The sequence below is a fragment of the Burkholderia sp. Leaf177 genome, assembly GCF_001424345.1.
Classification (GTDB): domain Bacteria; phylum Pseudomonadota; class Gammaproteobacteria; order Burkholderiales; family Burkholderiaceae; genus Caballeronia.
In genome coordinates this window covers 341,721-353,932 of the sequence record NZ_LMPF01000002.1, presented here as the reverse complement: position 1 = coordinate 353,932, position 12,212 = coordinate 341,721, and the positions used below count along the sequence as shown (strand labels likewise).

At 62.3% G+C, this 12,212-nt stretch carries 10 protein-coding genes; 9 read left to right on the top strand and 1 reads right to left on the bottom strand.

Annotated elements, in window-relative coordinates:
- Positions 1 to 179 precede the first annotated feature (179 nt).
- The 9 genes from ASG35_RS05390 to ASG35_RS05350 all read left to right on the top strand — a co-directional run bounded on the left by ASG35_RS05390 (position 180) and on the right by ASG35_RS05350 (position 11,223).
- Positions 180 to 452 (top strand): helix-turn-helix transcriptional regulator, encoded by a 273-nt coding sequence (locus ASG35_RS05390; protein ID WP_056353636.1) that lies wholly within the window; start codon positions 180 to 182, stop codon positions 450 to 452.
- Positions 449 to 1,708 carry a type II toxin-antitoxin system HipA family toxin gene (locus ASG35_RS05385; protein WP_056353633.1) on the top strand — a complete coding sequence of 420 codons (1,260 nt, stop codon included), beginning with the start codon at positions 449 to 451 and terminating at the stop codon, positions 1,706 to 1,708. Before ASG35_RS05390 ends, ASG35_RS05385 begins: the two co-directional genes overlap by 4 nt.
- A gap of 572 nt (positions 1,709 to 2,280) precedes the next feature.
- Positions 2,281 to 3,909, top strand: coding sequence for a methyl-accepting chemotaxis protein (locus ASG35_RS05380; protein WP_056353630.1), 1,629 nt, complete (start codon positions 2,281 to 2,283; stop codon positions 3,907 to 3,909).
- 15 nt (positions 3,910 to 3,924) lie between these two features.
- The gene (locus ASG35_RS05375) at positions 3,925 to 4,392 is read left to right on the top strand and encodes a chemotaxis protein CheW (protein WP_056353626.1); all 468 of its coding nucleotides are present in this window, start codon (positions 3,925 to 3,927) and stop codon (positions 4,390 to 4,392) included.
- Positions 4,389 to 5,912, top strand: a complete 1,524-nt coding sequence (locus ASG35_RS05370; protein WP_235527452.1) for a CheR family methyltransferase — start codon at positions 4,389 to 4,391, stop codon at positions 5,910 to 5,912. Before ASG35_RS05375 ends, ASG35_RS05370 begins: the two co-directional genes overlap by 4 nt.
- Positions 5,905 to 6,645 (top strand): chemotaxis protein CheW, encoded by a 741-nt coding sequence (locus ASG35_RS05365; RefSeq protein WP_056353856.1) that lies wholly within the window; start codon positions 5,905 to 5,907, stop codon positions 6,643 to 6,645. Before ASG35_RS05370 ends, ASG35_RS05365 begins: the two co-directional genes overlap by 8 nt.
- A complete protein-coding gene (locus ASG35_RS05360) occupies positions 6,642 to 8,990 on the top strand; it encodes a hybrid sensor histidine kinase/response regulator (protein ID WP_056353623.1) in 2,349 nt (782 codons plus the stop codon). The genes ASG35_RS05365 and ASG35_RS05360 overlap by 4 nt, the downstream gene beginning before the upstream one ends.
- Positions 8,991 to 9,031: 41 nt before the next feature.
- On the top strand, positions 9,032 to 10,054 hold the full coding sequence (locus ASG35_RS05355) for a chemotaxis response regulator protein-glutamate methylesterase (RefSeq protein ID WP_056353620.1): 1,023 nt from the start codon (positions 9,032 to 9,034) through the stop codon (positions 10,052 to 10,054).
- Positions 10,055 to 10,101: 47 nt separating this feature from the next.
- Positions 10,102 to 11,223 (top strand): diguanylate cyclase domain-containing protein, encoded by a 1,122-nt coding sequence (locus ASG35_RS05350; protein WP_056353618.1) that lies wholly within the window; start codon positions 10,102 to 10,104, stop codon positions 11,221 to 11,223.
- A 4-nt stretch (positions 11,224 to 11,227) separates the two neighbouring features.
- On the opposite strand, the gene ASG35_RS05345 is transcribed toward ASG35_RS05350, so the two are convergent.
- The gene (locus tag ASG35_RS05345) at positions 11,228 to 12,190 is read right to left on the bottom strand and encodes a hypothetical protein (RefSeq protein ID WP_156393013.1); all 963 of its coding nucleotides are present in this window, start codon (positions 12,188 to 12,190) and stop codon (positions 11,228 to 11,230) included.
- Positions 12,191 to 12,212 lie beyond the last annotated feature (22 nt).

The following is a 12,212-nucleotide window of genomic DNA, read 5'->3' as shown; positions in this document are numbered from 1 at the left end:
TCGAAAGTCGTTTTAGAAGTTCTAAGCGGTGAATGCGCGTTAAGATGCGCATTCACCGCTTTTTTATTTCTAATGCGCAGAATGTTGCTCAAAAAAGACGGGTTTTTTTTAGTGCTGACTACTTAGAAAAATGAGTAAAATACTGCTCATAAATATAATAATAGGTATAATTGAGCATTATGACGCGCAAAAAATCCGATCCTATCAATAACGCAGAGCGAGTAGCCGCCGAGCTCCGTACGCTTCGGCGCGAAATTCGCATGAACCAGCAAGCGCTTGCGGACCGCGCGGGCGTGTCGCGGCGCACGATCACGAACGCGGAAACCGCGCAGAACGTCGGCCTGCATGAATTCTGCAGAATGGCGAACGCGCTGGGTTACGACCTGACCTTGCGCCCGAAAGACACCGTGGTCTACGAGGACCTCGATTTCTTCTTCCGGGAGGAGGAATGAACACGCCCGCCGCGGTTTTTAATATCGAAAAGCTTTTCGACAGCATTCGCCAACTCGATGTCCACACGCCGCAAGGCATCGCCGGGTTGCTGGCGAAGGAAAGCACGTTTGTGTTCAATTACGCCGATGTCGCGGCGAGTGCTGCCGTCTCGCTGACTATGCCGGTGCGCCGCAAAAGCTACAGCAGCGGCGCGTTGATGAACGTCTTCGCGATGAACCGGCCCGAAGGCTACTTGCGCTACATCATCGAAGAGCGGCTGGCCCGTTTCGGCACGCCGAGCGATATGTTTCTACTGTTCCTCGCTGGCCGGAACCAGATTGGACGGCTCACATACGCGCTTCGCGGCGAGGCGGTGCCGGAGGGCGAGGGCGAACGGCTGGACGAACTGCTGTCGTCGCCATCGGGGCAACTGTTCGAGCGGCTCGTGAGCAAATATGCGCTCGGCTCGGGCATCTCGGGCGTGCAGCCGAAAACTGTCGTGCCGCTGGTTCCAGCAGAACCGGAGTCCGCCAATATCGATTCACACGCCACGCTGCCGCTCAAGACGGTGATCGTGAAGTCGGAGGGCGACGATTATCCGGGCATCGCGCGCAATGAATACTTGTGCATGTCGGTGGCGCGGGAAGCGGGCTTCGAGGTGCCGGATTTCTGGCTGTCCGACGATGGCCTGCTTTTCGTCATGGCACGCTTCGACCGCACGCCGGAAGGCGACGCGCTTGGGTTCGAAGACATGAGCGTGCTGACCGGCAACGAAAAATATCGCGGCAGTTACGAGATGATCGCGCGCGCCGTCGAGGTCTACACGGGCGCGGATTTCCGTGCGCAAGCGGCCCGGCTGTTCGAGCGCGTGGCATTGTCGTGCTTTCTTCGCGACGGCGATGCCCACATGAAAAACATCGGCATCCTGTATTCGGATCCGACCGGACCTCGCCGTCTCTCGCCTATTTACGACGTCGTTTGCACGGGCATCTATCCATCGCTCGATGGCCGCATGGCATTGAACCTGAACAAGTCCAAAGTGTTTCCCGTACCCGAGCAACTCGTGGCGTATGGCGAACGGCTGGGCCTGAAGCGCGGGGAGGCCGAAGCCGTGCTGTTGCGCATCGATGCGGCTTTCGACGCCGTCGCCGATCAGCTTTCCGCCGACGCACGATATCAAGCCGACGACCTGCTTTCCCGCATTCGCGGCGAGGTTCGTCGCACGGGTCCGCTGCCGGTGACGAAGCCGAAGCGGCCCGCTGGCGGCCTTCGATAAACCCATGTGATCGCGACAAAAAGAGCGTTCCGAGTCACGTTGATTAATACGTGTTGCGACAACAGGTTAGGTTTCAATTCCCGCACTTATCAACAACCCTGCGCACATTTTCTGGGGATAACTTGCTCGTGGTTCGATGTGCTTCTTCGGGACCGTCAACGTGTATCAAAAAGAATCGCCAACCTATTTCACAAGATAATCAACGGTTTGCGGACATTAGCTCATGCTTGTCCACAGGGCCATCAACAGCTTGTGTGCACAAGTTATTCGCCAGCAAATGCGTTTCGATCACTTTGAAGCGGGCCTTGAAAACGCTTTCCAATCAACGGCCTTCGGCGTTTATCAGAATCTTGTCAACAGACTGGTCCCCAGTTTCTGTGCATAAGTTTTGTCGATCCTGCGAACGTAAAAATTGCCGCAATGTGATCATGATCAAGCACGGGTAGCAGATAACCGACAAATCTCCGCATCAATCCGCAAGTTATTTTGTTTTCCGTCTTAAAATTGCGCCGGCGTTCTTCGTCCGTCGCCTTTGTGCGCACGTCCCGGCCATTACTAAAAAAGGTTCATGCGTGAAGCAGTTGACCATTCGAAACCGAATTCTTGCGAGCTTTGGCGTGATCCTGGCATTGATGCTGGTGATGGCCGTCGTCTCGTACGCGTTATTCAGCGATATCGATCGTGATGCGCACAGCCAGGAAGCCGATTCCTCGCCAGGCGTGTATCTCGCAACGACGATCCGCGCGTCCTGGTTCGAGAACTACACGGTGACGCAGCGCCTGATTTATATCGATACCGAGCCCGACCAGATTCGGCGCGACACGCAGCGCGCGGCGGAGACGAAGGAGTCGCTCGACAAGCTGATGGACAAATACGCGGCCACGATTTTCGATGATGAAGACCGGCGCATCTTCAACGATTTCAAGCAGCAACGCACGCTCTACGCGCCGGTTCAGGCGCAGATTCTGGCGGACCTCGGGACATCGAAGGCCACGGCCGCAACGGCGTTCAACACGCATCTCACGCCAATCTGGGAAGCAGGCCGGACCGCCATCCGCGAACTGGTCGAGTTGAACAACGCGCAGCAGATCAAGTCGGCGCAGAGCATCCGGCAATCGGTCTCGAAAGCCGAGATCACTTTGCTGGTCGTGTTGCTCGTGACGTTCGTCGTGGCAGCCTGGGCGGGTTTCCTGCTGCTCAGAGCCATCACCATCCCGATGCAGCGCCTGGTCGAAGTCGTCGATGCAATGCGTACCGGCGATCTCTCGCAGCGCCTGCATCTCGATCGAGGCGATGAGTTCGGCACGCTCGGCACGGGCTTCAACCGCATGACCGACGAACTGACGGGTCTGGTCGGCCAAGCGCAGAAATCGGCGGTTCAGGTGACAACATCGGTGGCCGAAATCGCCGCGACCGCGCGCGAACAGCAAGCCACGGCGAGCGAAACAGCGGCGACGACCACGGAGATCGGCGCGACGTCGCGGGAAATTTTTGCGACCTCGCGCGACCTCGTCCGCACCATGAACGAAGTCTCCGGCGTCGCGGAACAATCGGCGCAACTGGCCGGCACGGGCCAGATCGGCTTGACGCGCATGGAAGACACCATGCGTCTCGTGATGGAAGCGGCGGGTTCGGTGAACGGCAAGCTCGCGATTCTCAACGAGCGCGCGAGTAACATCAATCAGGTGGTCGCCACCATTACGAAGGTCGCCGACCAGACCAATCTGCTGTCGCTGAACGCGGCTATCGAAGCGGAGAAGGCTGGCGAATACGGGCGCGGTTTCGCGGTCGTCGCGACCGAAATCCGCCGTCTTGCAGATCAGACAGCGGTCGCGACTTTCGATATTGAACAGATGGTGAAGGAGATCCAGTCAGCGGTTGCCGCCGGCGTGATGGGCATGGACAAGTTCTCGGAAGAAGTGCGTCGCGGCATGACCGACGTCCAGCAGGTCGGCGGCCAGTTGTCGCAGATCATCATGCAGGTTCAGACCCTCGCGCCGCGTTTCGTGATGGTCAACGAAGGCATGCAGACGCAGGCGACCGGCGCCGACCAGATCACGCAGGCGCTCGCGCAATTGTCCGAGGCCGCGCAGCAGACGGCCGAGTCGCTACGGCAATCGACGCAAGCCATCGACGACCTGACGCACACCGCCAACGGCCTGCGCACGGGTGTATCGCGTTTCAAGGTCGCGACGGCCTGATCGGCCCGAATAATCATGCTCTTCGTCCAGTTCACACTCGATCAAGACCGCTACGTGCTCGACAGTTCGCAGATCGAGCGCGTGTTGCCGCTCGCGCCGCTGAAGGTCATGCCGGGCGTTCCCGCGTGGGTGGCTGGCATTTTCGAGTACGAAGGCGCGCCGGTGCCGGTCATCGATCTGGCCGCGCTCGCGCTCGGGCGCCGTTCGCATGAACGGTTGTCCACGCGCCTTGCGCTGGTGTATTACCCGCACAAAAGCAGCACGGGCGTGGAGCCGCGACGGCTTGGAATCTTGCTGGAACGCGCGACCCGCACGCTTTCCCTCGATGCCAGCGCGTTCGGCCACGCGGGCGTCGAAGCGACGGATGCGCGCTATCTCGGACCGATTGCACGGGACGCGGAAGGCCTCGTGCAGTGGGTTCGCATCGAACATGTGTTGCCCGCGCCGGTCCAGGCGCAACTCTTTGCGGAGAGCGCGGCGTGAAACACAGCCTTATCTCCGGGCCGACCCGCCGCGCGCTCGACGCGCTCCACGAAAGCGTGCGCGAGCCGCTTTCCCGTGCACAGATCGCGCGCTTCGCGGCGTTGCTGCATCGGACGATCGGGCTGGATGCGGCGTCTATCGGCGATAACGCTATCGAGCGCGCCGTCTCGGATCGTCTCGCCGCGTGGCGCGTTGCCAATGCAGGATCGTCGGCAGCGTCGGCAGCGTCGGCAGCGTTGGTTACTGAGGAGCATATCGACGATTTCTGGATCGCCTTGAACGGCTCGCCGCAGTTGCTGCAGGCATTGATCGAGTCGGTGGTCGTGCCGGAGACGTGGTTTTTCCGCGATAGCGAGGCGTTCAACGCGCTGGTGACGCTCGCGCGCACGCGGCTCGCCGATCAACCGTCCAGGCCGCTGCGCATTCTCAGCATGCCGTGCTCCACGGGCGAGGAGGCGTACACCATCGCCATGGCCATGCTCGACGCGGGATTTGCGCCGGAGCGTTTCACCATCGATGCAATCGATATCAGCCATCACGCGCTCGATATCGCTCGCCAGGCGCGTTACGGCAGCAACGCGTTCCGAAGCCGCGCGCTCGGATTCCGGGACCGGCATTTCAAGCCGTCGGGCGATTACTGGCGTCTTTCCCCCGATGTCGCCGAGCGCGTGCGCTTCCGGCAGGCGAATTTGCTCAAGCTCGACACCCGGGCGTTCGAGCCGTTCGATTTCGTGTTTTGCCGCAATGTCCTCATTTACTTCGATCGCGACATGCAGCGCGCCGCGGTGCGTGTGCTCGACGATCTTCTCGCGCCGGGCGCAACGCTGTTTGTCGGGCCGGCGGAAACCGGGTTGATGATGCGTGAAGGCATGACGTCGGCGAAACTCGCGCTGGCGTTCGCGTTCCGGAGACCGGAAAACGGCCTGACATCGATCGACGATACACGTCTGAAAGACGCAAAAACGCGGGCGTTGTATTCGGCGATCGCGAAGGCGGAAGAGGACTTGGGAATAACGGCGAATCGTGTTGCGCCAAGAAGTGCTTCCACGAGCGCCAGCTTGGCGGCGGCGAACGCGTTTGCATCGCGCGCGGGTTCGTTGCTGGGCGGTTCCCAGACGAACGAAAATCGTCCGGCGTCAGGGTCAGCGCCCGCTGCGAAGAACGAACCGCAGCCCGCGGCCAGACCAGCTGCCGGACCTCAGGGCACGCTCCATCAAGCTCACGCGCTCGCAAACTCCGGGTCGTTGCCGGAAGCTGCCGCCGCGACTCGCGCGTATCTCGCGGACAATCCGTCGAGCGCGGACGCGTATTACCTGCTGGGCGTGATCGCCGATGCACAAGGCGCGCAAACCGAAGCGCGCGGCCACTACAAACGCGCGCTGTATCTCGATCCTGAACATGGTGAAGCGTTGACGCACTTGGCCGCCGTGCTCGGGTTGGAAGGCGATCGCACGGGCGCGCAGTTGTTGCTGGCGCGCGCGGCGCGTGCGGGCCGCGTTTCTGGGGAACGCGATGAGTGAACTCCAGCACGCAACCCGAACCGGTCAGATCGATGATTGCTGGAACCGTATCGGCGTGCGGGGCGACGGCTCGTGCACGCGTCTTGCCGGCTATATCCATTGCCGCAATTGCCCGGTGCACGATGCCGCCGCCGCGCGCGTGCTCGACCGCGAGCAGGCTGTCGATATCGATCGCGAACGCGAGCCGCTGCATTCGCTCCCCGGCCACGTCGTTCGCGAAGCCGACACCACCTCGTGGCTCGTGTTTCGCATCGGCGAAGAATGGCTCGGCTTGCCCACGGCGATCTTCCAGCAAGTCGCGCAAATGCGGCCGATCCATTCGCTGCCGCACCGGCGTCATCGGGCGGTGCTCGGCGTGGTGAACATTCGTGGCGCGTTGCTGGTTTGCGCGTCGCTCGCACGGTTGTTCGGGATTGCATCGGAGTTTGCGCAGGACGGTCGGCGCGACGCCGCGCAGCAAGTCGTGGACGCACGCGATCTCGCGCGCCTGCTGGTCGTCGAACCTGCCGCCGATGGTGCGCCACGAGGCGATTTCGCGAACCCGATCGTGTTTCCCGTCGATGCCGTCGATGGCGTGCATCGATTTGCGCGCGCCGATTTCCAGGAAGTTCCCGCGACGATTGCAAGCATGTCGGCTTCGCACGCGATCGCCGTGACGGCGTGGAAGGGCGTGACGGTCGGTTTGCTCGATGCCGCCAAGCTCTTCGAAACCTTGAACCGGAGCCTGACATGAGCGGCGCTTCGCTCGTCGATTTGTTCCGCGAGGAAGCGCGCACGCAGGCGCAAATCCTGAGCGACGGCCTGCTTGCGCTCGAACGTGCGCCGCGCGATCCGGTGACGCTCGAAGCGTGCATGCGCGCCGCGCATTCGCTGAAGGGCGCGGCGCGCATTGTCGGCGTGCCGGTCGGCGTGAGCCTCGCGCACGTGATGGAGGATTGTTTCGTCGGCGCGCAGCAGGGCCGCGTGAACGTGGACGCCGCCATGATCGATGTGCTGCTGGCGGGCGTCGATCTGATCGTGCGCATTGGCCAGGCTTCCGGCGACGAAACCGTGCCGCAGGCCGACGCCGATGCGTTTGTCGACGAACTGAATGCACGGATGAACGGCGAGCCGGTCGAGTCGGCCGGGGCGGCCTTCGATCCGCCAACATCCGATGATTTCTTCGATTTATCGAAGGAATTGACGCTCGCGGCTCCGCTGCCTGAAGAGACGCCATCGCCAGCGCCGGCGTCCGAATCCGCGCGCCCGCTCCCTGTCTGGTCGGCCGCCGAGCAACGCGAATCGACCCGAATGCTGCGCGTTCGCACCGAAACCCTCGACCGGCTGCTCAGCCATTCGGGCGAATCGCTGGTCGAATCACGCTGGCTCAAGCCGTTTGCGCAATCCATGCTGCGCGTGAAGCGCATTCAGCGCGATGCCAGTCGCGCACTCGATTTCCTGCATGAATCGCTGACGGAATCGTCGCGCAGCACGAGTACAACGTCGGCTGCAACTGTCACGCCGACGGCCGCGCTCGATGTCCGCACGCTCGCCGCACTCGACGAGATCCGCCGCCTGAACGCCGAAGCGCAGCGCCAGTTGGGCGAGCGTCTGGCCGAGCTCGAAAACTACGATCGCCGCACGACGCATCTTTCGCAGCAGCTCTACGACGAAGCGCTCGAATGCCGGATGCGTCCTTTCGTCGATGCCACCGGCGGTTTCGCGCGCATGGTCCGCGACGTCGCGCGTTCGCTCGACAAACAGGTGCGCCTCGTGATCGCGGGCGAAGCCACCGAAGTGGATCGCGACATTCTCGACATGCTCGAAGCGCCGCTCGGCCACTTGCTGCGCAACGCCGTGGATCACGGCATCGAGGCGCCGTCGCTGCGCCGCGCGCTCGGCAAGCCGCCCGAGGGCACGATCACGCTGGAAGCGCGCCACAGCGCGGGCGCGCTTTTCATCAGCGTGAGCGATGACGGCGGCGGCGTCGATCTGCCTGCGCTGCGCCGGGCGATCGTGCAGAAACGCTTGTCGAACGAAGCGACGGCCGCGCGTTTGTCGGAAGCGGAATTGCTCGAATTCCTGTTCCTCCCCGGCTTTTCGATGCGCGATACCGTCACCGACGTCTCCGGCCGCGGCGTCGGCCTCGACGCGGTCCACGACGTTGTGCGCCAGGTCCGCGGAACCTTGCGCGTCGCCCAGGAAGAACTCGCCGGCACGCGCTTTACGATGCAACTGCCGCTCACTCTGTCGGTGATCCGCAGCCTGATCGTGGAAGTCGATGGCGAACCGTACGGCCTGCCGCTCGCCCACGTCGCGCGCACGCTCGTGTTGCCGCGTGCATCGATCGATCTGCTCGAAGGTCATCAGCATTTCGAGTTCGAAGGCCGGCGCCTGGGCATTGTCACGGCGCACCAGATCCTGCGCTCCGGCACGTTCAGCACGGTCAGCGAGACGCTCAACGTGGTCGTGATCGGGCAGGGCGCGGCGAGTTACGGCGTGGTGGTCGACCGCTTCCTGGGCGAGCGCATGCTGGTCGTGCAGCCGCTCGACAAGCGCCTCGGCAAGGTGCCGAGCATCGCGGCGGGCGCGCTGATGGAGAACGGCGATCCGCTCCTGATCGCCGATCTCGACGACTGGCTGCGCGCGGTTGAAAAACTAGTCGTCGATGGCGAACTCGGCCGCGTTTCGGCGGGCACGGCGCGCGCGGTTGCGACGCCGAAAAAGCGCGTGCTCGTGGTCGATGATTCGCTGACCGTCCGTGAGCTTGAGCGCAAGCTGCTTGCCGGCCGTGGTTACGACGTCACCATTGCCGTCGATGGCATGGACGGCTGGAACGCGGTGCGCGGGGATCGCTTCGACCTGGTGATCACGGACATCGACATGCCGCGGCTCGATGGCATCGAACTTGTGGCGCTGATCCGGCGCGACCCGCATCTGCGCGACACGCCGGTCATGATCGTCTCGTACAAGGATCGCGCGGAAGACCGGCAGCGGGGGCTCGACGCCGGCGCGGATTATTATCTGGCAAAGGGCAGTTTTCACGATCAAACCCTGCTCGACGCCGTGCGCGATCTGATCGGCGAAGCACAGTCGTAAAGCCGTATATATAAAAAGAGAGACCAGAGAGGGCGGGCAAAATGAGGATCGGAATTGCGAACGACATGCCGCTTGCGGTGGAATCCATGCGCTCGGCGCTGGCGACCCGGCATGATTTCGATGTGATCTGGGTGGCAACGGACGGTGGTCAGGCGGTCGATTATTGTGTAGCGGAGAAGCCCGATGTCGTGCTGATGGACCTCGTGATGCCGAATGTGGACGGCACGGAAGCCACGCGCCGCATCATGCGTCAGGCGCCGTGCGCGATCCTGATCGTGACGGTGGACGTGGGCGCGAACGCGTGGCGGGTGTACGAGGCAATGGGCGCAGGCGCGCTCGATGCCGTCGATACCCCCGCGCTTGCCGGCCCTGATGCAAAACGCGGGATTGCCGCATTGATTGCGAAGATCGATCAGGTTGGGGCGCAGCAGCGCGCGAAAACGGCCGCGAATCCGTTCGATACCGCGCCACGTATTACATCCGGCACGGATTTGCTCGCAATCGGGGCATCGGCCGGTGGTCCTGGGGCGCTTGCCGTGCTGCTCGCCGCGTTGCCCGCGAATTTCACGCCCGCAACCGTGATCGTGCAACATGTGGATCAGGCGTTTGCCGTCGGCATGGCCGAATGGCTGAACGCGCAGTCGAAGTTGCCGGTGCGCGTCGCCCGCGAGGGTGATCGCCCGGAGCCGGGAAAAGTGCTGCTGGCCGCGACCAACGACCACCTGCATTTTGGCGCGGGAAACAGGCTTGCTTACACGGAAGATCCGGTGTCGACGCCGTACCGGCCTTCCATCGATGTATTTTTTAACAGCGTGGTGGCGCGCTGGGGCGGTAACGCGGTCGGCGTTATCCTGACCGGCATGGGCCGCGACGGTGCTGCGGGCCTTGCCGCCATGCGCGCCAAGGGGTATTACACGATCGCGCAGGACGAGGCGACGTGTGCTGTATATGGCATGCCGAAAGCGGCCGCCGCGATCAATGCGGCCGTTTCCATACTGCCGCTTCAGAACATCGCAAACGCCGTGGTCAGTGCGTTTGCATCGTCGCGCAAGCGAGGTGGTTGAGCTCGCGCCAGAAAACCGTTTGAGTATTCAGGATCAACAGGACAGTCATGGAACATCGAAACGCAGACCCGCTTGCAGAACGCGCCCAACGCGAGTTGGAGAGCCGGGAGGCGGCGCCGGGCGGCGCTGCCGAAGACACGTCGGCCGCAGCCCAGCGCGCCGCCGAGCTGCTCGACGATGCGCTGAACATGCCGAGCGCCGCGCAAAGCGCGGTCATGGTGCTGCTTGTCGACGACCAGACCATCGTGGCGGAGGCCGTTCGCCGCATGCTGGTCGATGAAGCGCGGCTCGACTTCCACTACTGCGCGAATCCCGAGGACGCCTTGCGCGTGGCTCAGGCCACGCGGCCGACCGTGATCCTGCAGGATTTGGTGATGCCCGGCGTGGATGGCTTGACGCTCGTGCGGCAATATCGGGAACACGAAGCGACGCGCGATATCCCGATCATCGTGTTGTCGACCAAGGAAGAGCCGCGGATCAAGAGTGCGGCATTCGCAGCCGGCGCCAATGATTATCTGGTGAAGTTGCCGGATAGTATCGAGCTGATTGCGCGGATTCGATACCACTCCCAGTCCTACCTGAATCTCGTGCAGCGCGACGAGGCGTATCGCGCGTTGCGTCAGTCGCAGCAAAAGCTGCTGGAAACGAATCTGGAATTGCAGCGCCTGACGAATTCGGACGGGCTGACGGGTTTGTCGAATCGCCGATGCCTCGACGATTATCTGAGCGCCGAGTGGAAACGCGCCGCCCGCGATAAGTCGACGCTCGGTTTCCTGATGATCGACGTGGATAACTTCAAGTCATACAACGATACCTACGGCCACGTTGCCGGCGACGACGTGCTGAAGCTCGTTGCGCGTGCAATCGAATCATGTCTGAACCGTCCCGCCGATCTGGCCGCGCGCTTTGGCGGCGAGGAATTCGCGGTGGTGTTGCCGTCCACGGCGGCTGCGGGATTGCGCATTCTCGGCGAGAAAATCCGCCTTGCCGTTCAGGAACTCGCCGTGCCGCATACGGGCGCGGTTGCCAAGTGCGTGACCATCAGCGTGGGCGGCGTGACGCAAGTGCCGCAGCCGGGCGAGAACGTGAAGCAATTGATCGAAGCAGCTGATCTGGCGTTGTATCGTGCAAAACGCGATGGTCGCAACCGTATTGAGGTGGCCGGCTGAGCGCCTAGTTTCGCATAGCCGCTTCCGCGTCCTGGACAATCGGCGCGCGCCAGCGGCCGTCCGGCGTTATGGCAATACGGCTGCGCACAACGTTGCGGCTTGCCTGGGTCGGGGAATCCTTGATGGTTTGACGTCCTTCCGTCATTGCATCGATCAGCATGCGCGACCGGCGAAACAATGCAACGTTGCCTGTCTGTTCGAGCTTCGATGACTGCGCGGCCGGCAGTGGATTCGACTTCATGTTGTCCTTAACGGCGTCAGCCGGACCCTTCGAATCAAGACAGTTGGCGCCGGAAAAAATACTCCAGTCGCGGTCGCACGTTCGCGGCTGATGAGCCGAAGCGAGATTGAGATTCTTCCAGTCCGCGGCGTTATCGGCGCTGCTGGAAGAGCTTGCCGGGGCGCTCCAAGGGTCGAGTTGCAGGCTGGTATCGAGTTTTAATACGGTTGCTGGCTGAGTACGCTGATTGCGGTCCGCGATACTGCGCTCGATTGTTGCCGCTTGCTCCGGCACGATGCGTTTGCGCCATGCGTTGTTGCTTGCGATCAACCCGGGCGAACGTCCGCGCGGCATTTCATTCCAGTCCGAACTGTCCATTACAAGCGCCCTCGCTCGCGGCGGAGCCTGCAGCACCTGGACGACTGCTGGAGCAGGTTTCGCCACGTGTAACTGCTCGCCCAATCTGGGTTGACTTGCGGGAGCTGCACTCCACGGATCGTCGTGAGCCAGGCGGCCTGCCGTGGGGTTTGCCCACGGGTCGTCGTGGATTTCGCGTTGAACGATCAGATCCGCTGCTTGCGCGTTGGACGGCGCGGCCCATTGATCAATGGTCACGGGGCTGGAAGGCGCGGGTTCGTCGGCGCGAGCGGTTGCGTGCATCAAACTGAAGGCCGCACACGCCAGAGCGACTTTTTCCAGTCCCAAATGAGCGAGTCGAACGACATCGCGAATCGGTGGGCGAGACATGGCGGTTCCTCAGATTGCACGA